Consider the following 20,697-nt stretch of genomic DNA (forward strand, 5'->3'; position numbering starts at 1 on the left):
AAGCATCAGTCTTCGCCGGACAATTCGTCATAGACCGGGCGCGGCAGCGGCTTACGTGCCTGCTTGCTAAGTTCGATCCCGAATTCGGCCCGAAGCCGCGCCGCTGTCTGCAGCGGTGTCTCGCGGCCATGTCGGTGCTCCAAAGCTTTCTCGTTTGAGATGGTCATCCATTTTCTCGTCAGATCGTTTGCAGAATATGCAAGCCGAGACAGGCGCAATAGGCGCAGCGCCAACAACATCGAACAAGCAATCCGACCTGAAGCAATCGCTCTGCTGCGATCGCCTATAGCCCCTTGATCGTCACCTCGCTCTCGTCCATAAGCGCGCCGTCGCAAGACTTTCGCCGCGCGCGAAACGGCCCTCCACAAGCCAGGGAAGCACCATGACCGACGCCAATCAGCCTGCCTTCAAGCCCCTCGTTTTTTCCGGCGTCCAGCCGACCGGCAATCTGCACCTCGGCAACTATCTCGGCGCCATCAAGAAATTCGTTGCCCTGCAGGACACCTCCGATTGCATCTATTGCGTCGTCGACCTGCATTCGCTGACCGCGCAGCTTGTCCATGAGGATCTCAAGGACCAGACGCGCGCGATCACCGCGGCGTTTCTCGCCTCCGGCATCGACCCGACGAAGCACATCGTCTTCAACCAGTCGCGGGTCATGCAGCACGCCGAGCTTGCCTGGATCTTCAACTGCGTGGCCCGCATCGGCTGGATGAACCGGATGACGCAGTTCAAGGACAAGGCCGGCAAGGATCGCGAGAACGCCTCGCTCGGGCTGCTCGCTTATCCGAGCCTGATGGCGGCCGACATCCTTGTCTACCGCGCCACCCATGTGCCGGTCGGCGATGACCAGAAGCAGCATCTGGAGCTAACCCGAGACATCGCGCAAAAATTCAACAACGACTTTTCCGACCGCATCGCCGGCCTTGGCGTCGGCGTCGAGATGAAGGTCGGCGAGGAGACCGTGAACGGTTATTTCCCGCTGACCGAACCGATCATCGGCGGACCGGCGGCGCGTATCATGTCGCTGCGCGACGGCTCGAAGAAGATGTCGAAGTCGGATCCGTCGGACCTGTCGCGCATCAATCTGACCGACGATGCCGACAGCATCTCGAAGAAGATCCGCAAGGCCAAGACCGACCCGGAGGCGTTGCCTGGCGAATTGGACGGCCTGGCCGGCCGGCCGGAAGCCGAAAACCTGGTCGGCATCTATGCGGGTCTCGCCGAGATATCGAAGGAGGCAGTGCTGAAAGAGTTCGGCGGCCAGCAGTTTTCGGTGTTCAAGCCGGCGCTGGCCGACCTTGCCGTAGAAAAGCTGGCGCCGGTCGCCGGCGAAATGCGCCGCATTTCCGACGACCGCGCCTATGTCGATGCGGTGCTGAGCGACGGCGGCGAGCGGGCCGGCCTGCTGGCCGAGGCGACGATGAAGACCGTGCGCGACATCATCGGCCTGCTGCAGGGTTAATCTGCAGCCAATATCGCTACATCCGCCGGTCGCTTGCGGCCGGGCCGTGGCGGTGGCAGATTGCGATCGAAACCATTTGAGGTAGAATATGGTCTCCAAACGCCTCAGCCGCGAAGCCGGCCATCGCCGCAAGTTTTTGGCGATCATCGACGACACGCCCGAATGCGAACGGGCCGTCGTCTACGCCTCGAAGCGCGCGCAGAGCACCAGCGGCGTGCTGGTGCTGCTCTATGTGATCGAGCCGGACGATTTCCAGCATTGGCTGGGTGTCGAGAAGATCATGCGCGAGGAGGCTACCGCCACCGCGCGCGCCGCACTGGACAGCTATGCCAACAAGGTGCGCCAAAAACTCGGCATCGAGCCGGAACTGGTGGTGCGCGAAGGCAAGCCGACGGAAGAGATCCACAAATTGATCGAGGAGGACCAGGATATCGCCATCCTCGTGCTGGCCGCCGGCGCCGGCAAGGAGGGGCCGGGCCCGCTGGTCGGCGCGGTCGCCGGCAAGGGCGCCGCCTTCCCGATCCCGGTGACAGTGGTACCGCAGAACCTGTCGGACGAGGAAATCGACAGCCTGGCCTAAGGTGTGCTGATATTCAGGTGAGGCCGGCCTGCGAACGGCGGTTTCCTGCGCTTCCGGTGCTCACGTACCAAAAGTACGCTCCGCTCCGGTTCTCGGAATCCACCATTCTCGGCGCGGCCTAACCTGAATCTCAACACACCTTAGCGCGAATTACTTGGCCCGGAGCAAAATCGAAGTGCTACAGCCGTTGCATGTCAAATAGGATGCCCGGCGCGGTAGAAGAAAAAACATTCTCTCGGGCGGCGGTTCCGGCGTTGCGTTTCGCTTGAATGTCCTGCCGATAAGGCCTATTTAGAATTATTCCAAACTATATGCCCGAACGGGCTCGGAGACGTCCATGTTCATCCAGACCGAATCGACGCCAAATCCGGCGACATTGAAGTTCCTGCCCGGCAAGGAAGTGCTTGTCGAAGGCACCGCCGATTTCCGCGATGCCGACAGCGCTGCCGCGGCTTCACCGCTGGCCGGCCGGCTGTTCGAGATCCCCGGCGTGACCGGCGTCTTCTTTGGCTATGATTTCGTCACCGTGACCAAGGACGGCCCCGACTGGCAGCATCTGAAGCCGGCGATCCTCGGCGCCATCATGGAGCACTTCATGTCCGGCGCGCCGGTCATGGCCAGGGCCGGCCCCGCCGCCGAGACCAGCCAGACCGGCGAATTCTACGACAAGGCCGACGAGGAACTGGTCATCACCATCAAGGAACTGCTCGACACGCGGGTGCGTCCGGCCGTCGCCCAGGACGGTGGCGACATCACCTTCCGTGGCTTCGAGAACGGCACCGTGTTCCTGCACATGAAGGGCGCCTGCGCCGGCTGCCCGTCGTCGACGGCGACGCTGAAGCACGGCATCCAGAACCTGCTCCGGCATTTTGTGCCCGAAGTGCAGCAGGTCGAACAGGTCTCTTAAGATCAAAGGACGTCAATTCGCGCTTCGCGCGACACAAAAAACCGGGCCAAATTGCCCGGTTTTTTGTTTTGGGACGTCAGTTGTTGCCTAGACGGTCCGCGTATGAGCTCTAGAGAACGATGACCTTGGCGCCGACGGAGGTACGGTCATAAAGGTCGATGATGTCCTGGTTCATCAGCCGAATGCAACCCGACGACATCGCCTTGCCGATCGAGTTCCACTCCGGGCTGCCATGCAGGCGGTAGCCTGAATCGCCGCCCTTGTTGAACAGATACAGGGCGCGCGCGCCGAGTGGGTTGGTCAATCCGGGATCCATGCCGCCGGCAAATTTGGCGAGTTCCGGCTGACGCTTGATCATCGCCGAAGGCGGCGTCCAGGTCGGCCATTCGCGCTTCGCCGCGATGCGGGCGGTGCCGCGCCATTCAAAACCCTCGCGGCCGACGCCGATGCCGTAACGCATCGCCTCGCCGCCGCCCATGACGTAGTAGAGAAACTTGTTCTGGGTATCGACGACGATGGTGCCCGGCTTTTCACCGGTGTCGTAGCTCACGATCTGCCGGCGGTACTTGAACGGCACCTTTTCGATCGGAATGCGCGGCAGATGATAGCCTGCATCGGTCATCGGGCCATAGTTGTTGGTGAAGATCTGCGAGCCGATGGTGCTGCAACCGGCAATTGCCGTCGACAGCGCAAGTGCCGCGACGATTGCGAATGACTTCATGCGCATGAAAAGGTCCGATGCCCCGCCCGAAAGGTAGCGGCACGAGACGGCCGCCTTGTCGCCATCATTCATGCTGGCATTTGCTTTGCTTGCCAAGCGGGCGATGCCTATATGCAGGGGCTTACATGCCGGTAAGTCCACAGCTGTGGCTTTTCGGCAACGGCTCTCATAAGATTATGTAGGAAATTCAATGGGGCGGTCCGCCAGGCCGCCCGAAGTTAGGGAACCAATCATGAATGTCGGAGATGCCGCCCAGCGTTCCGGCCTGCCGGCCAAGACCATTCGCTACTATGAGGAGATCGGCCTGATCCGTCCGGCGCGGGCCGGCAACGGCTACCGCGATTATTCGGGCGACGACATCCACCGGCTGACGTTTCTGCGCCGCGCGCGCAATCTCGGCTTTTCCATCGACGACTGCCGCCAGCTGATGGCGCTCTACCAGGACCGCAGCCGCGCCAGCCATGACGTGCGCGAGATCGCCGCCGCGCATGTGACGGCAATCGAGGAGAAGGTGCGCGAACTGCAGTCGATGCGCTCGACCCTGCAGAAGCTGATCCATGCCTGCCACGGAGATGACCGGCCGGACTGCCCGATCCTGGACGATATCGCGGGGGCGGTTTTGCCATCTGACAAAGTCGTTCCCGCACAGGTGTGAAGGTTGCGTGGCGATGCCAGCCGTTTTGCAGGTTGGGATTTCCAGGGATCAAGAGCTACCATCGACACGCTCGGCTATGGCGAATGCCTGCAGGTTCCTTGCCTTGCCGTGGTCTTCTTCGGCGTTGGCGATAATCGAGAAGAACGCCGCGCGAGCGATGTCCTTCTTTGACGCGTTCGGGTGTTCCTTCCTGGCCGCTTTGATCAATTGCTTGGGTGCCATGTCAGGCGTCACGACCCGCATCAGGGTGTCGGCTACCGCCTGCATCTCGTCCGCGTTCATCATCCACACTCCTTAGAGCCACCCGCATTCGCACAGTATCTCATATTGCTAACGTGTGGAACTTGCGGTGTCCGTTCGAGTGCCAAGATTTCATGCAAAACCATATTTCAAGCGCGCTTGGGTGCCTCCCAAAAAACGGGTTCAAACCGTGAACAAAGTCTGGCATGATGCCGCCATGCCAATTATCTCGCCGATTCCTCTCAATCCCCTGATCGATGGCCGCCAGTCGGAACGCGCGATGCTGGTTCGGCGCGGCGTGCAGCGGCTGCTCAGGGAGATGGGCGCGCATGTGCTGCCGGAACTGTCGCTGGCGACCGGGCGCCGCGCCGACCTCGTCGCGCTGACCCGCCAGGGCGACATCTGGATCATCGAGATCAAATCCTCGATCGAGGATTTCAGGGGCGACCGCAAATGGCCGGACTACCGGCTGCACTCCGACCGATTTTTTTTCGCCACGCATCCCGGTGTGCCGTCGGAGATCTTTCCGCAGGAATGCGGCTTTATCCTTTCCGACGGCTACGGCGCCGAAATCCTGCGCGATGCGCCCGAGCACCGCATGGCGGCGGCGACGCGCAAGGCGCTGATGCTGAGGATCGCGCGGGCCGGAGCAGCGCGGCTGCTGGCGGCGGAACTTGCCGGCGTGGCGGTGCCGGCGCTGGAGGGCGAGAGCGAGTAAAAGGTTTTCGGATTCCCCTGTAACCTTCGACGTTTGCGCTGCCCCTCATCTGCCTGCCGGCATCTTCTCCCCGTGAACGGGGAGAAGGGGCGCTGGCCGCAACCTCTGCACCCTTTCTGCAACGCTGGAGATTGGCGAAATCTTTGCGAAGGCGTCTTTCTCCCCGTCTCTAAACGGGGAGAAATGCCCGGCATTGCAATGAGGGGCGGCGCGACGTTCGTCGGCTACTCTTCCTCTTGGTCCATCCCATTCGCTGCCGGCGCCATCAGCAGCACGGCGGCGCCGAGGATGGCGGCGATGAAGGAGCCGGCGAGGATGCCGACTTTCACCGCGTCCTGGAGCTCGACATTGCTGGCGAAGGCGAGCAGGCCGATGAACAGGCTCATGGTGAAGCCGATGCCGCAGAGCAGCGAAATGCCGACCATGTGCAGCCAGCCGGCATTGACCGGTAGATCGGCGAGGCCGAGCCGGATCGCAAGCGCAGAAGAACCGAACACGCCGACCAGCTTGCCGGCGACGAGGCCGGCGGCGACGCCCAGCGTCAGCGGCTCGACCAGGGTGGCAGCACTGAGGCCGGCGAGCGAGACGCCGGCATTGGCGAAGCCGAAGATCGGGACGACGACGAAGGGCACTATTCTGTGCAGGCCGTGTTCGAGCCGGTGCAGCGGGGAATGGTCTGAATCCTGGCTGATGCCGGGGGTGATTTTCAAAGGTATGGTCAGGGCCAGCGCCACGCCGGCGAGCGTGGCATGGACGCCCGATTTCAGCACCAGCACCCACAGCACGACACCAAGCAGGAGATAGGGCAGCAGCGTCAGCACCTTCATGCGGTTGAGCATGACGAGCAGAGCGATGACCGCAAAGGCGGCGCCGAGATAGGCGAGCGACAGGCCGCTCGTGTAGAACATCGCGATGATGATGACGGCGCCAAGGTCGTCGATGATGGCGAGCGCGGTGAGGAATACCTTCAGCGACCCTGGCACGCGGCTGCCGAGCAGCGACAGCACGCCGAGCGCAAAGGCGATGTCGGTGGCGGTCGGGATCGCCCAGCCGGCCAGGGCGGCTGGATTGTCGCGGTTGATGGCGACATAGACAAGTGCCGGCACCAGCATGCCGCCGGCAGCGGCGATGCCGGGCAGAGCGCGGCGTGGCCAGGTCGAGAGCTGGCCGTCCAGCATCTCGCGCTTGATCTCCAGGCCGACCAGCAGGAAAAACACCGCCATCAGACCGTCATTGATCCAATGCGATACGCTGAGCGGTCCCAGATAGGCGTGAAGGGCGTCGAAATAGGTTTTGGCCAGCGGCGAATTGGCGACGACCAGCGCCAATGCCGCGGCTGCCATCAGGACGATGCCGCCTGTCGCCTCGCTGGCCAAGAATTCGCGAAAGATGGAAGTGGGCCGCGGCTTCTGGTCCTGCATGTCGTCTCCGTCGTGTCGCCTACCAGCCGGCAGGGACAACATCACCCTGTGCGATGATGCGCAACCGCCGATGGCAGGGCAGTTCTTACAGTGCCACGCGACCTTGGCGCGCGCAAAGGACGGTCAGGCGTTAGCGCGGCGCGCGTTTGGCGAGTATCCGCTGCAGCGTGCGGCGATGCATGTTGAGACGGCGGGCCGTCTCGGAGACGTTTCGGTCGCACATTTCGTAGACGCGCTGGATGTGCTCCCAGCGCACGCGGTCGGCCGACATAGGGTTTTCAGGCGGTGCGGCGCGTTCGCCCGCAGTGCGGGTAAGAGCCGCGAAAACCTCGTCGGCATCTGCCGGTTTCGACAGATAGTCGATGGCCCCGAGCTTCACCGCCGTAACCGCGGTGGCGATGTTACCATAGCCGGTGAGAATGACGGCGCGGGCGTCGTCGCGTTTCTCGCGGATGGCGGCAACGACGTCGAGGCCGTTGCCGTCGGCGAGCCGCATGTCGACCACCGCGTAGGCTGGCGGATTGGCGCGCGCCTTGGCCACGGCCTCCTCGACGCTCTCGGCCGTCTCGACCACGAAACCCCTGGTCTCCATGGCGCGGGCAAGGCGCGTGAGGAATGGCCTGTCGTCGTCGACGATCAGCAGCGAGGTGTCCTCGCCCTCAACCATTGCGCCAATCGTCTCGTCGCCATTCATCGTCTTGACATTCCTGCTGCCCGAATTTTACGCAGATATAGTTTTGGAGCGCTATTGTCCAATTCAAGCCGTGTCAAACATGGTGGCCGAAGCCGATTCAGGATTGAGGAAGACGCTGCGCGGCCACGATATCCGCACGACGGCGCCCTCGCCCGGCTCGTTTGAATTGCGGAAATCGAGCGTGGCGCCCGAGCGTTCAAGCAGGGTCTTGGCGATGAACAGCCCCAGTCCGAGCCCGCCGCCGGCCTCGGTGCCCTGGCGTGTCGACATATAGGGCTCGCCGATGCGATCGATGATTTCGGGAGGAAAGCCCGGCCCGTCGTCGGTGATCGAGAAGGTGACCGTTGCCTCGTTCCAGCTCCAGCGCACGGTGACGCTCTTGCGGGCAAAATCGACGGCGTTCTCGACCAGATTGCCGAGGCCGTAGATGACCCCGGGATTGCGCCGTCCCACCGGTTCGGGGCCGATGCGCTCGCCGGGGAGAAGCTTGATCGAGATGCCGAAATCGCGGTGCGGGGCGGTCATCTCCTCGACCAGCGAGGTCAGCGGCAGGCGGGAGAGATGCGCCTCGCCCTCGGAGGACAGGCTGGTCAGGCGTTTGAGGATCTCGCGGCAACGCTCGCTCTGCGAGCGCAGCAGCGTCACGTCCTCGCCGTATTTCGGGTCATTGCGGAGCGCCTTCTCCATCTCCTTGGCAACAAGCGTGATGGTGGCGAGCGGCGTGCCGAGCTCATGCGCGGCGGCGGCGGCAAGGCCGTCCAGCGCCGACAAATGCTGTTCGCGCTGCAGCACCAGCTCGGTGGCGGCAAGCGCGTTGGCGAGCAGCCGGGCTTCCTCGGCCACGCGGAAGGCGTAGATCGCGGTGAAGGCGATCGAGGAAAACACCGCCATCCACATGCCAGCGACGTAAATGAACGGCATCTCCAGCGGCGCGCCCTCGTACCAGGGCAGCGGCAGATGGAAGAACACCAGCAGGCTCGCCGTCACCATCACCAGCGCGCCGAGGATGGCGGTCAGGCGCAGCGGCAGCGACGTCGCCGAGATGACCACGGGCACGGTGACCAGCACTGAAAACGGGTTGGTGAGCCCGCCAGTCAGGTAGAGCAGACCGGCAAGCTGCAGGCTGTCGATGGTCAGGATGGCGAAAGCCTGCAGCGGGGTCAGCCGATGCGCCGCCGGATAACGGAAGGTCAGCAACAGGTTCATCCAGGCCGAACAGGCGATCAGCGCGAAGCAGAGACTGACCGGCAGCGGGAATTTCAGCCCATAGGCAACGACAAGGACCGTCAGACTCTGGCCAACAATGGCAAGCCAGCGCAGCCTTATCAGCGTGTTGAGGCGCAGCCGCTGGCTTTGCTGGAAGTCGGGCGCCCGCAGGATGTTTATCATGGCCAAGGATTATAGCCGGAAAAGAAGAAAGGCTAGGTCCCCCGCGGTTTGGCGCGGCTGGTGGCGGTGGCGAGAAGCGGGTTCTCCGGCCAGACATGCCGGGGATAGCGGCCACGCATCTCGGCTCGCACATCGGCCCAGGAGCCGCGCCAGAAACCGGGCAGGTCACGCGTCGTCTGGATCGGCCGGTGCGCCGGTGACAATAGCTCGAGCGTCAGCGGCACCGCGCCGTTGGCGATCGCGGGATGCCGGTCGAGACCGAACAGCTCCTGGACGCGGATCGCCAGCACCGGCCATTCACCGTCATAGCGGATCGGCACGCGGCTGCCGGATGGAGGGTCGAAATGGGTCGGCGCCAGCGCCTCGATCCGGCGCTGCAGATCGTGCGGCACCAATGCCATGAGGCCGGCCGAAAGCACGCCCGGATCGATCGCGGCAAAGGACGCCGCGCCGGAAAGGAAGGGCAGCAGCCAGTCGTCGAGGCGGTCGATGAGCGCCGCATCGGAAACATCTGGCCAGGGCGCGCCAAGACCGCGATGCAGCCAGCCGAGCCGTTGGCGCAGCGTTTCGGCCTCCTTGCCCCACGGCAAAAGCGACAGCCCGTGTTGGCGCAGGGCGTCAAGGATGGCGCGATCGGCGGCGATGCCGGCCGGCGCCGGCAGCATCCGTTCGGACAGGGTGATGGCGCCGAGGCGAACGGTTTCACGCACACGCACCGCACGCCTGTCGCAGTCGAAACTGGTTTCGCGGTTTGTCTCGATCTTATCGGCGAGCGAAGCGCGAATGTCGGCTTCGTCTATCGCCGCCGCTGCCGTAATGCGGGCGTTCTGCGCCTTGCCCTGCAGATCGGCGACGACAAGCCAGGTTTCGCCCGCCAGCGGGTCGGCGGCGTCAAGCATGGCGCCTGAACCGTTGGCCAGCACGAAACGGCCGCGCTCTCCGCGCGCCCTGGCGACGCGGTCCGGCCAGGCATGAATGAGGAGAGCGCCGGCGCTGCCCTCCCCCCCGAGGGGAGGGTCGGCGAGTGAGCCTTGCCCAGCGAGGCGAGGGAGACGGGGTGGGGTCGGCGATGGCGTGCCCGACCCAATCCCACCCCGATCCGCTTCGCGGATCGACATACCGGGGCGGACCACGGGTCTCGCCCGTCCTTCGGTCCCCCTCGAAGGGGAGGGTGAAGCCTGTTTCGCCAGCCGCTCGGCGAGTTGCCGGGCGGCGGTGGCGCGCGGCGATCTTTCGGATCGGAACCGAAGCAGCCGCCGTTCGAGGTCGGCGCCGTCGCCGCCCAGGCCACGTTCGGTGAGCAGCACGGCGAGCATGGCCGCTTCGAACGCCCGGCCGGTGTTTGCCACCTCGGCGACCATGTGAGCCAGCCGCACAGGCAGTGCCAACCTGCGCATCGCAGCACCCGATTGCGTCAGTCGCCCTGCCTCGTCAATGGCGTCGAGCGCACGAAGCAGCGCCCTTGCCTCGCTGAGCGCCGGGGCTGGCGGCGGATCGAGGAAGCAGAGGCTCGACGGGTCGGCGACACCGAAGGCGGCGCAATCGAGCAGAAGTCCGGAAAGGTCCGCCTCGAGGATTTCCGGCGGCGTGAAGGCGGGAAGTGCCGCGGTCTGCTCGGTCCGCCACAACCGGACGGCGACGCCGGGCTGCGTGCGGCCGGCGCGGCCGGCGCGCTGGTCGGCGGAGGCGTTGCTGACCCTCACCGTCTCCAGCCGCGTCAGGCCGCTGGCCGGCTCGTAGCGCGGCAGGCGCGACAAGCCGGAATCGATGACGACGCGCACGCCCTCGATGGTAATCGAGGTCTCGGCGATCGAGGTCGCCAGCACCACCTTGCGGCGGCCGGACGGCGCCGGCTTGATCGCGGCGTCCTGCGCCTTGTTGTCGAGCATGCCATAGAGTGGCACGATGTCGGTGTCGGCACTGACGCGGCCTTGCAGCCGCTCGGCGGTGCGCTCGATCTCGCGCTGGCCGGGCAGAAAGGCGAGCACGCTGCCGCTCTCCTCGGCAAGGGCCGCGCGGATCGCCTTGGCCATCGCGTCCTCGATGGCGATGCCGGCCAGCCGCTCGTCGTAGCGGATGTCGACGGGAAAGGCGCGGCCTTCGCTCTCGATCACCGGGGCGCCGGAAAGCAGCCGAGCGACGCGCGCGTCGTCGAGCGTCGCCGACATGACCAGCAATCGCAAATCGGTCCGCAGCGCACCTTGCACATCGAGCGCCAGCGCCAGACCAAAATCGCCGTCGAGCGAGCGCTCGTGGAACTCGTCGAAGAATACCGCCGAGACACCGGGCAACTCCGGATCGTCGAGGATCATCCGCGACAGCACGCCTTCGGTGACGACAAGGATCCTGGTCCTCGCAGAAGTGCGGTTCTCCATCCGCATGGCATAGCCGACCGTTTCGCCGGGCTCCTCGCCGAGCAGTTCGGCCATGCGGCGGGCGGCAGTGCGGGCAGCGAGCCGGCGCGGCTCGAGCAGAATGATCTTCCCCGTGCCGAGCCATGCTGCATCGAGCAGCGCCAGCGGCACCAGCGTCGTCTTGCCGGCGCCGGGCGGCGCCACCAGCACGGCACTGTTGCCATGGCCAAGCGCTTCACCGAGCGCCGGCAGGACGGCGGAGACCGGAAGCTCTGGCAAGGGTTTTCTGGTCATTGTTTCAGGGATGCATCCATCCAATCTCGCGGCAGGTCAGTCGCGCCCCGCATATCAGCGGTGGCGGTCGCCGCGCAACCGGGCAACGGACCAACTCAAAGCGGGTCCACCTCCTCGCCATAGTCAAAGGCGGAAGCCACCGACGATGACGCGGCCGAGAAGCGACAGGAAGTCGGGATATTTCCTGATAGAACGGCGCGGCCAGGATCACCGCCCAGATACAAGCGAATTATGCTGCAGCGCAGCGACGAATTCGCTTGCGTTGTTTAGTAAAAATTGCATCACTAAACAAATTACTAAACATCCGCCGCTTAACCGCGTCGTCATGTTTAGACCCCTGAGGAGGGGGTTTGAGGTTATTTGAAACCGTCATCCGGGCGCGTTTCGCAAATGGGAGGAAGGCATGAAATCGACCTTGAAACTGACGTTGGGACTGACATCGGCGATGTTTGCGTCGACCGCCGTTTCGAATGTCGCGCAGGCTGAAGATCTGACGCTTTGCTGGGCAGCCTGGGACCCGGCCAACGCGCTTGTCGAATTGTCCAAGGATTTCACCAAGGAAACCGGCATCGGCATGAAATTCGAATTCGTGCCGTGGACCAACTATGCCGATCGCTTCCTCAACGAACTGAATTCCAAGGGCAAGCTGTGCGACCTGATCATCGGCGACAGCCAGTGGATCGGCGGCTCGGCCGAGAACGGCCACTACGTCAAGCTGAACGACTTCTTCGACAAGGAGAAGATCAGCATGGACGACTTCGTGCCAGCGACCGTCGTCGGCTACTCCGAATGGCCGAAGAACTCGCCGAATTACTGGGCGCTGCCGGCCATGGGCGACGTCGTCGGCTGGACCTATCGCAAGGACTGGTTCTCCAAGCCGGAACTGCAGAAGGAATTTAAGGAAAAGTACGGCTGGGATCTCGCAGCGCCGACGACCTTCGACCAGTTGAAGCAGATCGCCGAGTTTTTCCAGAAGCGCGAGATCGACGGCAAGACGGTCTATGGCGCATCGATCTATACCGAGCGCGGCTCCGAAGGCATCACCATGGGCGCCATGGACGGGCTCTACAGCTTCGGTTTCAAATATGAGAATCCCGACAAGCCATACGAGATGGACGGCTTCGTCAACTCCGAGAAATCGGTGAAGGGTCTTGAGTTCTACAAGGCGCTCTATGACTGCTGCACGCCTCCCGGGGCTTCCAACAGCTACATGGGCGAAGGCGTCGACGCCTTCAAATCCGGCCAGGTGGCGATGCACATGAACTTCGCCTTTACCTGGCCAGGCCTGCAGAAGGACGAAAATGTCGGCGGCGACAAGATTGGTTATTTCGCCAATCCCAAGGGGCCCGACGGCGATCAATTCGCCCAGCTTGGCGGCCAGGGCATCTCGGTGGTCTCTTACTCCGACAAGCAGGAAGCTGCGCTCAAATACATCAAGTGGTTCGCCAACCAGGACGTGCAGGCCAAATGGTGGTCGCTCGGCGGCTTTTCCTGCCTCAACGCGGTCGTCAAGGATCCAGGCTTCCCGGCCAGCCAGCCTTATGCGCAGACCTTCCTCGACTCCATGGCCATCGTGAAGGATTTTTGGGCAGAGCCCAGCTATGCGCCACTGCTGCAGGCGTCGCAGAAGCGCTTCCATGATTACGTCGTCGCCGGCCAGGGTTCGGCCAAGGATGCACTTGATGGCCTGGTCAAGGACTGGACCGAGGTCTTCCAGGACGACGGCAAGATGTAGTTGGGGCAGTATCCAATCGGCTCCTCCCGAGCCACGACCGCGTGTCCCGTGCCACCCTTGGCACGGGACACAGCTCAGATAAATTCCATTGACGAGAAGACGAAGTGACCGAAGCGGGACTGACCATGCTCAATCGGACTGCGGACAGCGTCGCCCGGGCTACGCCTGAGCCGTTGGCCCGCAAGGTCCGAGGCATCAGCGACAAGGGCCTCGCCTGGCTGTTCATCTCGCCGACGATCCTGTTGCTGCTCGCCGTCAACATCTTCCCGCTGTTCTGGGCGATCTATCTGTCCTTCACCAATTACCGCGCCAACCGTCCCAACGAGGTGGTGAGGAACGTCGGCCTTGCCAACTACAAGCGCATCCTCGGCGACCAGGACATCTGGATCGCCATGCAGACGACGGCGCATTTCGTGTTCTGGACCATCCTGCTGCAAACGCTGATCGGCTTTACCCTGGCCTGGCTGATCGATCGGAAGTTTCGCGGCCACGCCTTCTGGACGACCATCATTCTGGTGCCGATGATGCTGTCGCCGGCAGTGGTCGGCAATTTCTGGCGCTTCCTCTACGAGCCGCAGATCGGGCTGTTCGCCTATGCCATCTCGTTCGCCACCGGCATTCCGGCAACGCAGATCGGCATGCTCTCCAACGTGTCGCTGGCGCCGTGGTCGATCGTCATCGTCGACACCTGGATGTGGACGCCTTACGTGATGCTGATCTGTCTCGCCGGCCTGCGCTCGATCCCCGAATACATCTATGAGGCTGCCGAGGTCGACCGCGCCTCCAACTGGCGGCAGTTCTGGTCGATCACGCTGCCGATGGCGCTGCCCTTCATCATGCTGGCGGTACTGTTCCGCGGCATCGAGAACTTCAAGATGTTCGACATGGTCAACCTCCTGACCGGCGGCGGACCGGGATCGACCACCGAGGTCGCCTCGATCACGCTGAAGCGGCAGGCCTTCGAAAGCTGGCGGACCGGCTATTCCTCGGCCTTCGCCATAATCCTGTTCGTTGCGGTGTTCGGGCTAGCCAACATCTATGTGAAGGCGCTCAACAAGGTGAAGCAGAGATGAGCCTGACGTCAGCCCATTCTGTTGTCGCACCCTCCGCGATTTCGAAGCGCGTCGCCGGCACAATTATCGTGCTTTACGCGCTGATCTCGATCGTGCCGCTGTTGTGGATCTTCGCCACCAGCTTCAAGACGCCGCCGGACTCGATCGCCTATCCGCCAAAAATCCTGTTCCAGCCGAGCCTCGAGGGCTACTGCAATCTGTTCTCGACCCGCACCCGGCAGACACCGGAATACATCAACGCGCTGGGACCGGCGACGGGCATCTGCGATGAGACGGTGCGCAAGCGCAACATGGTGATCGCCGGCCCGTCCAATTTCATGCCGCGCTTCGTCAATTCGCTGATCATCGCCTTCGGCTCGACCTTTTGCGCGGTGTTCCTCGGCACATTGTCGGCCTATGGCTTCTCGCGCTTCAAGGTGCCGCTGGCCGACGACCTGCTGTTCTTCATCCTGTCGACGCGCATGATGCCGCCGATCGCGGTCGCTATTCCCATCTACCTGATGTATCGCGAGATTGGCCTGTCGGACACCGCGCTCGGCATGATCCTGCTCTATACGGCGGTCAATGTGTCGCTCGCCGTGTGGCTGCTGAAGGGCTTCATCGACGAGATCCCGCGCGAGTACGAAGAAGCGGCGATGATCGACGGATATACGCGGCTGCAGGCCTTCTGGCGCACCGTGCTGCCGCAGGCGACCACCGGCATTGCCGCGACCGCCATCTTCTGCCTGATCTTCGCCTGGAACGAATATGCCTTCGCCGCACTGCTGACCTCGGGCACGGCGCAGACCGCACCGCCCTTCATCCCGACCATCATCGGCGAAGGCGGCCAGGACTGGCCGGCGGTCGCCGCGGGCACGACGATCTTCCTGGTGCCGATCCTGGTGTTCACCATCCTGCTCCGCAAGCAGTTGCTGCGCGGTATCACCTTCGGCGCGGTGCGCAAATGAGCAACACGGCGACTCAGCAGCAGAAATGGAAGCGGCGCCGCGGCAGCGCCCCTTCTCCCCGTTTACGGGGAGAAGATGCCGGCAGGCAGATGAGGGGCAGCGCAAGCTTTCCAGATTTTGGCGCCGCCCCTCATCCGGCCCTTCGGGCCACCTTCTCCCCGTATAGTGACGGGGAGAAGGGGTCGCGGAGCTTGTCATCATGACCCGTCGTACCCATTCCAAACGCTCGCGCTGGCCGCGTGCGTTCCGGCGCGGCCTGATGGAGAACGTCGCCACAGCGATCATTGCCATTGGCTTCCTGATGCTGTTCCAGCCGTTCGCGCTGCCGCTCTACACCTATTCCTTCATCACCATGCTGGCCGGCACGGCGATGTTCATCATCGTCTCGAAGTTTCCGGAGTAGACGATGGCGGAGATCAGGGTCGAGCATATGAGCAAGGCATTCGGCGATTTCGTCGCCGTGCAGGATTCCAACTTCGTCGTTAGAGATGGAGAGTTCTTCGTCATGCTGGGGCCGTCGGGTTGCGGCAAGACGACGACGCTGCGCATGATCGCCGGCCTGGAGTTGCCGACCGGCGGCAAGATCCTGCTCGGTGGCGAGGACGTTACCATGCGGCGTGCCCGCGAGCGCGACATCGCCTTTGTCTTCCAGCTGTTCGCGCTCTATCCGCATATGAATGTGCGCAAGAACATCGGCTTCCCGCTGCTGGCGCAAGGCACGCCAGGCATCGAAATCCGCCGGCGCGTCGAAGAGACGGCGAAGCTGTTGCGCATCGACCATCTGCTCAACAAGTCGGTCTCCGGTCTTGCCGGCGGCGATCGCCAGCGCGTGGCGCTCGGCCGCGCCATCGTGCGGCGGCCAAAATGCTTCCTGATGGACGAGCCGCTCGGCACGCTCGACACCGAATTTCGCGATCTCATGGTGCATGAGCTGCGCGAACTGCACAACCGCATCCACGCCACCACGGTCTATGTCACGCATGACCAGATGGAAGCGATGTCGATGGCCGACAAGATCGCGGTTATGAACCACGGCGTCATCGAGCAGTTCGGAAGTCCACGCGAAATCTACGACCGGCCGGCGACGATGTTTGTCGCCGATTTCATCGGCTCGCCGCCGATGAATTTTCTCGGCTTTGGCGGCGGGCTTTCAAAGGGCGCCAGGGAGATTGTGGTGCAAGGCGCCAAGGTGGCAGTGCCGGAGGTGCGCGAGGACATCGCGCCGGCCGACATGGCGCTCGGCATCCGACCGGAACACATCCGCTTCGACGACGCTTCGAAGCTGCGCGGCGCCATCTATGGCACCGAGTATCTCGGCACCACGCAGATCGTTGCGGTGGAGACATCCGGCGGCATCATCAAGGCGCGGGTGCCGGCCGAAATCCGGCTCAATGCGGGCGACCATGTCGGCCTGGCGCTGAGCAGCGCACGGCTGTCGCTGTTCGAGAAGGGCTCCGGCCGCGCGGTGCGAACCGCAATCCATGATGGGGCTTCCCAGGGAAGAGCGCATCATGGCTGACGTGCAGATCAATGGCGTGACCAAGAGCTTCGGCGAACATGTCGCCGTGGACACTCTCGATCTGCACGTCGCCGACGGCGAATTCGTCGTGCTGCTCGGGCCGACCGGCGCCGGCAAGACGACGACGCTCAGACTTATCGCCGGATTGGAACGGCCGGATACGGGCTCGATCCGTATCGGCGGCCGCGATGCGACAATGCTGTCGCCGGCCGAGCGCGACACCGCCTTCGTCTTCCAGCAATATTCGCTCTATCCGCATCTGTCGGTCTACGACAATCTGGCCTTTCCGCTGCGCTCGCCGGCGCGGCGGCTGAGCGAGGACGCGGTGCGCCGCCGCGTCGAGGATGTGGCCAGGATGGTGCGTATCCACCACAAGCTGAACAACCGCTCCACCAAACTTTCCGGCGGCGAGATGCAGCGCGTCGCCATCGGGCGCGCTTTGGTGCGCAAGCCCTCGATCTATCTGATGGACGAGCCGCTGTCGTCGCTCGATGCCAAGCTGCGCGCAGACCTCCGGCTCGAACTGAAGCGCATCCAGGCCGAGGTCGGCGCCACAATGCTTTATGTCACGCACGACCAGATCGAAGCGATGACGATGGCCGATCGCATCGGCATTCTTGCCGACGGCGTGCTGGCGCAGATCGGCACGCCGCGCACCATCTACTCGGAGCCGGCAAACCTTCATGTCGCCGCAAGGCTCGGCCAGCCGGCGATCAATCTGTTGCCGACCGGCCTGCTGCCGGATGGCGACATGCCGGCGGGAACCAAAACGATCGGCGCGCGTACAGAACATCTGTCGATCGGCAAGGCATCGAATGGCCCCGCCGACGGCGTTGTTAACTGGGTCGAGCATCTGGGCGACCAGAACCACCTGCATGTGACGGTGGGAAGCAGAAAGCTGGTGACGCTGACCGATCCCGACATCCAATTGGAAAAGGGCGACCGGGTGACTATCCGCTACCGGGCGCCGCTGTTCTTCGACCAGGCCGGAAACAGGATTGCAAACCGATGAGCCCCGAGACATTGGAAAAGAACGGGACACTGGAAAAGAGCGGGACGCTGGACAAGACTGCGACACTGGACAAGACCGGGACGATGGACAAGCTTGACCTGAAGACGCTGATATCCGTCACCGCCGACACGATTGCCGCTCACGCCGAAGAGCTGACCAGGCTCGACCAGGCGATTGGCGACGGCGACCATGGGCTGAACATGAAGCGCGGCTTCGAGGCGGTGCGCGCCGAGGCGGACATTTTCGCGACAAAGCCGCTGCCGGACGCTCTGAAGGCGATCGGCACCAAGCTGGTAATGACCGTCGGCGGGGCTTCGGGCCCCTTGTTCGGGACGCTGTTCATGGCGCTCGGCAAGGAAATTTCCGTAGAGCCGGATCGCGCCAATCTGATGTCGGCGTTCGGCAAGGCGATCGAGGCGGTGGCAGCCAGGGGCAAGTCGCAGGTCGGGCAGAAGACCATGCTCGACGTGCTGCAACCGGTGCATGACGCCCTGCTGCAGGGAAAGACCGGATCGGAAATCGCCGATGTCGCGGACAGTGCTGCCGATGCCACCGTGCCGATGAAGGCCTTGCGCGGGCGCGCCTCGTTTCTCGGCGACCGCTCCATCGGCCATATGGATGCCGGGGCACGCTCGACCGCGCTTCTGGTGCGGGCTGTCACCGAGACCATCGAGGGGCAAGCATGAGCAATGTCGGCATCGTCATCGTATCGCATTCACCGCTGGTCGCCGAGGGCACGGCCGACATGGTGCGCCAGATGGTCGGCGACGAAGTGCCGCTTGCATGGTGCGGCGGAAACGGCCATGGCGGGCTGGGAACCAATGTCGAGGCGATCATGGGCGCGATCGACAAGGCCTGGTCGGAGGCAGGTGTCGCTATACTTGTCGATCTTGGCGGCGCCGAAACCAACAGCGAGATGGCGGTCGAGATGATCGGCGAGCCGCGCGCGCACAAGATCATCGTCTGCAACGCGCCGATCGTCGAGGGCGCGGTGATGGCGGCGACGGAGGCGTCCGGCGGCGCCTCGCTCAGGGAAGTGGTGGCGACGGCACACGAATTGTCGCCATCGTGAATGAACAGGAATCTTGACTCAATGTCCGCATCCGCAGAAGCCACCGTTCTGATCACCCATGAGGTCGGCCTGCATGCACGCCCTTCGGTGAAATTCACCAAGCTCGCCAAGACGTTTTCGGCCGAAGTCGAAGTGGCGCTCGCCGCCAACGGTCCTTGGTTCGACGCCAAGAGCATCGTCAAGGTGATGGCGGCCAAGGCGCCGAAAGGCACGGTGCTGCATATCAGAGCCCAGGGCGACGGTGCCGGCGAGGCGGTCGGCGCGCTTGTCGAACTGGTGCGGCGCGACTTCGACGAGGGCGTGGACCATGCCCGAACCGCTTAAGCTGAAGGGGATCCCGGCTTCGGCCGGCTATGCCGAAGGGCCGCTGTTCAACCTCGACCCGGTCGTCGCGCGCTATAGAAGTAAAGCGACCGCAGCTGACGAGAGGCTCGCGCTCGAAACGGCAATCGGCACAGCGACAGGCCGGCTTGCCAAGCTGATCCAGGCAACCGAGGGCGATGCCGCCGACATTCTCGAATTCCAGCTCGCCATGCTGGAGGACGATGCGCTGACCGGCCCGGCCTTTGCCGCGATTGCCGCCGGCCAGCCGGCCGATGCGGCATGGCGGCAGGCGCTTGACGCCGAAATTGTCGGCTACGAAAGGTCGGATCAGGAATATTTCCGGGCACGCGCCGCCGACATGCGCGACATCAGAGACCAGGTGCTTCGCGCGCTGACCGCGGACAGCGCGGCTGCCGCGCCGACAGGCGCCATCTTCTACGGCGAGGACATCGCGCCGACGCGCTTTCTCGAAACCGACTGGAGCGCCGGCGGCGGCATTGCGCTGAAGGCGGGCAGTACCGCCAGCCACGTCGCCATGCTGGCGCGCTCGCGCGGCGTGCCTATGATCGTGGGGCTCGGTGCTTCGCCGGCTGATCTTGCCGGCGTCGCCCTGCTCGATGCCGAGCACGGCGGCATCGTGTTGAGGCCAACAAGGGCAGAGGTCGAGGCGTTCCGGCAATCGTCGTCGTCTTTCGCGGCACGTCGCGACAGGGCGGAAACTTTTTTGACTCGGCCGGCGGTGACGAAAGCCGGCACTGCGGTGCGGGTGCAGGTCAACATCGCCGATCCGTCCGATGTCGACGGTATCGATGTCTCGACCTGCGATGGCGTCGGGCTGATGCGGACCGAGTTCCTGTTCGGCAAGACGCCGCCGGACGAGGAAACGCAGTATCGCGCCTACCGCAAGGTGCTCGAATGGGCCGGCGACAGACCGGTGACCATCCGCACCATCGACGCCGGCGGCGACAAGCCGGTGCCGGGCTTCACCGTCGAGGAGGGCAATCCGTTTCTCGGCCTGCGCGGCATCAGGCTATCGCTGGCGAGACCGGAGGTTTTTCGGGTGCAGATCAGGGCGCTGCTGCGTGCCGCCTTGCATGGCAATCTCAAGGTGATGTTCCCGATGATCGCAGTGTGGGACGAGTATCAGCGAGCAGCTGCGCTCTTCGCCGAAGAGCAGGCCGCGCTTGCGGCGCGCGGCGTCGCGCAAAAAATGCCGCCGCTCGGCATCATGGTCGAGGTGCCGTCGGTGGCGATCGCTCCTGAGGCGTTTGCCGAGGTCGCCTTCTTCTCGATCGGCTCGAACGACCTGACCCAGTATGTGATGGCGGCGGCGCGCGACAACGCGTCGGTCGCGCATCTCAATTCGGTCAGGAACCCGGCCGTGCTTCGGCTGATCGCCTCGGTTGCGGCGTTCGGCCGCGCGCAGAAGATTCCGGTCAGCCTGTGCGGCGACGCCGGCGGCGATCCGGCGGCGATCCCGGCGCTGATCGAGGCCGGCCTGCGCGACCTTTCCGTGGTTCCCGCCCAGCTCGCAATGGCCAAGGCGGCCATTGCGGACGTCTCGATCTAGGCACCGG

Annotated in this window: 22 protein-coding genes; 15 read left to right on the forward strand and 7 right to left on the reverse strand. The window is 63.7% G+C overall.

The features are described 5' to 3' along the window. Window positions 1–5: 5 nt before the first annotated feature. A complete protein-coding gene (locus AC0L3H_RS21995) occupies window positions 6–167 on the reverse strand; it encodes a hypothetical protein (RefSeq protein WP_473586877.1) in 162 nt (53 codons plus the stop codon). A 215-nt stretch (window positions 168–382) separates the two neighbouring features. Between AC0L3H_RS21995 and trpS the strand changes: the two genes are divergently transcribed. The 3 genes from trpS (at window position 383) to AC0L3H_RS22010 (ending at window position 2,952) form a co-directional block, all read left to right on the forward strand. Next, entirely contained in the window at window positions 383–1,465 is a 1,083-nt protein-coding gene (gene trpS / locus AC0L3H_RS22000) for a tryptophan--tRNA ligase (RefSeq protein WP_473586878.1), read from the forward strand. Window positions 1,466–1,553: 88 nt separating this feature from the next. After that, entirely contained in the window at window positions 1,554–2,045 is a 492-nt protein-coding gene (locus tag AC0L3H_RS22005) for a universal stress protein (protein ID WP_023796709.1), read from the forward strand. A gap of 337 nt (window positions 2,046–2,382) precedes the next feature. Then, the gene (locus AC0L3H_RS22010) at window positions 2,383–2,952 is read left to right on the forward strand and encodes a NifU family protein (protein WP_023796710.1); all 570 of its coding nucleotides are present in this window, start codon (window positions 2,383–2,385) and stop codon (window positions 2,950–2,952) included. A gap of 109 nt (window positions 2,953–3,061) precedes the next feature. Here the strand turns inward: AC0L3H_RS22010 and AC0L3H_RS22015 are convergent, their stop codons facing one another. Then, window positions 3,062–3,679, reverse strand: a complete 618-nt coding sequence (locus tag AC0L3H_RS22015; RefSeq protein ID WP_473586902.1) for a L,D-transpeptidase — start codon at window positions 3,677–3,679, stop codon at window positions 3,062–3,064. 226 nt (window positions 3,680–3,905) lie between these two features. On the opposite strand from AC0L3H_RS22015, the gene cueR reads away from it, so the two are divergent. Continuing rightward, window positions 3,906–4,328, forward strand: a complete 423-nt coding sequence (cueR, locus tag AC0L3H_RS22020) for a Cu(I)-responsive transcriptional regulator (RefSeq protein WP_287361657.1) — start codon at window positions 3,906–3,908, stop codon at window positions 4,326–4,328. A 48-nt stretch (window positions 4,329–4,376) separates the two neighbouring features. Here cueR and AC0L3H_RS22025 read toward each other — a convergent pair whose 3' ends face one another. Then, on the reverse strand, window positions 4,377–4,610 hold the full coding sequence (locus AC0L3H_RS22025; protein ID WP_473586903.1) for a hypothetical protein: 234 nt from the start codon (window positions 4,608–4,610) through the stop codon (window positions 4,377–4,379). Window positions 4,611–4,785: 175 nt separating this feature from the next. On the opposite strand from AC0L3H_RS22025, the gene AC0L3H_RS22030 reads away from it, so the two are divergent. Beyond that, window positions 4,786–5,286, forward strand: coding sequence for an MmcB family DNA repair protein (locus AC0L3H_RS22030; RefSeq protein WP_473586879.1), 501 nt, complete (start codon window positions 4,786–4,788; stop codon window positions 5,284–5,286). Between the two features lie 224 nt (window positions 5,287–5,510). Here AC0L3H_RS22030 and nhaA read toward each other — a convergent pair whose 3' ends face one another. The 4 genes from nhaA to hrpB all read right to left on the reverse strand — a co-directional run bounded on the left by nhaA (window position 5,511) and on the right by hrpB (window position 11,438). After that, the gene (nhaA, locus tag AC0L3H_RS22035; protein ID WP_473586880.1) at window positions 5,511–6,707 is read right to left on the reverse strand and encodes a Na+/H+ antiporter NhaA; all 1,197 of its coding nucleotides are present in this window, start codon (window positions 6,705–6,707) and stop codon (window positions 5,511–5,513) included. 130 nt (window positions 6,708–6,837) lie between these two features. Continuing rightward, complete coding sequence (locus AC0L3H_RS22040) at window positions 6,838–7,401, reverse strand: ActR/PrrA/RegA family redox response regulator transcription factor (RefSeq protein ID WP_023796717.1); 564 nt, start codon at window positions 7,399–7,401, stop codon at window positions 6,838–6,840. A gap of 63 nt (window positions 7,402–7,464) precedes the next feature. Further along, window positions 7,465–8,790, reverse strand: coding sequence for an ActS/PrrB/RegB family redox-sensitive histidine kinase (locus AC0L3H_RS22045; RefSeq protein WP_023796718.1), 1,326 nt, complete (start codon window positions 8,788–8,790; stop codon window positions 7,465–7,467). Window positions 8,791–8,822: 32 nt separating this feature from the next. Further along, window positions 8,823–11,438 (reverse strand): ATP-dependent helicase HrpB, encoded by a 2,616-nt coding sequence (gene hrpB / locus AC0L3H_RS22050; protein WP_473586881.1) that lies wholly within the window; start codon window positions 11,436–11,438, stop codon window positions 8,823–8,825. A 403-nt stretch (window positions 11,439–11,841) separates the two neighbouring features. On the opposite strand from hrpB, the gene AC0L3H_RS22055 reads away from it, so the two are divergent. The 10 genes from AC0L3H_RS22055 to ptsP all read left to right on the forward strand — a co-directional run bounded on the left by AC0L3H_RS22055 (window position 11,842) and on the right by ptsP (window position 20,690). After that, window positions 11,842–13,173: an ABC transporter substrate-binding protein gene (locus AC0L3H_RS22055; RefSeq protein WP_473586882.1), complete on the forward strand. Its 1,332-nt coding sequence runs from the start codon at window positions 11,842–11,844 to the stop codon at window positions 13,171–13,173. 125 nt (window positions 13,174–13,298) lie between these two features. After that, the gene (locus AC0L3H_RS22060) at window positions 13,299–14,246 is read left to right on the forward strand and encodes a carbohydrate ABC transporter permease (RefSeq protein ID WP_128244752.1); all 948 of its coding nucleotides are present in this window, start codon (window positions 13,299–13,301) and stop codon (window positions 14,244–14,246) included. Next, a complete protein-coding gene (locus AC0L3H_RS22065) occupies window positions 14,243–15,193 on the forward strand; it encodes a carbohydrate ABC transporter permease (protein ID WP_128183364.1) in 951 nt (316 codons plus the stop codon). The genes AC0L3H_RS22060 and AC0L3H_RS22065 overlap by 4 nt, the downstream gene beginning before the upstream one ends. A 199-nt stretch (window positions 15,194–15,392) precedes the next feature. After that, complete coding sequence (locus AC0L3H_RS22070; protein ID WP_473586883.1) at window positions 15,393–15,596, forward strand: hypothetical protein; 204 nt, start codon at window positions 15,393–15,395, stop codon at window positions 15,594–15,596. Between the two features lie 3 nt (window positions 15,597–15,599). Then, window positions 15,600–16,712: an ABC transporter ATP-binding protein gene (locus AC0L3H_RS22075; protein ID WP_473586884.1), complete on the forward strand. Its 1,113-nt coding sequence runs from the start codon at window positions 15,600–15,602 to the stop codon at window positions 16,710–16,712. Further along, window positions 16,705–17,724 (forward strand): ABC transporter ATP-binding protein, encoded by a 1,020-nt coding sequence (locus tag AC0L3H_RS22080; protein ID WP_473586885.1) that lies wholly within the window; start codon window positions 16,705–16,707, stop codon window positions 17,722–17,724. Before AC0L3H_RS22075 ends, AC0L3H_RS22080 begins: the two co-directional genes overlap by 8 nt. Window positions 17,725–17,807: 83 nt before the next feature. Next, window positions 17,808–18,410: a dihydroxyacetone kinase subunit DhaL gene (gene dhaL / locus AC0L3H_RS22085; protein ID WP_473586904.1), complete on the forward strand. Its 603-nt coding sequence runs from the start codon at window positions 17,808–17,810 to the stop codon at window positions 18,408–18,410. Further along, a complete protein-coding gene (gene dhaM, locus AC0L3H_RS22090) occupies window positions 18,407–18,796 on the forward strand; it encodes a dihydroxyacetone kinase phosphoryl donor subunit DhaM (protein ID WP_027151568.1) in 390 nt (129 codons plus the stop codon). The genes dhaL and dhaM overlap by 4 nt, the downstream gene beginning before the upstream one ends. Before the next feature lie 21 nt (window positions 18,797–18,817). Next, the gene (locus AC0L3H_RS22095; RefSeq protein WP_473490629.1) at window positions 18,818–19,120 is read left to right on the forward strand and encodes an HPr family phosphocarrier protein; all 303 of its coding nucleotides are present in this window, start codon (window positions 18,818–18,820) and stop codon (window positions 19,118–19,120) included. After that, window positions 19,104–20,690, forward strand: coding sequence for a phosphoenolpyruvate--protein phosphotransferase (ptsP, locus tag AC0L3H_RS22100; RefSeq protein WP_473586886.1), 1,587 nt, complete (start codon window positions 19,104–19,106; stop codon window positions 20,688–20,690). Before AC0L3H_RS22095 ends, ptsP begins: the two co-directional genes overlap by 17 nt. Window positions 20,691–20,697: the final 7 nt, after the last annotated feature.

The sequence above is a fragment of the Mesorhizobium sp. WSM4816 genome, assembly GCF_055811535.1.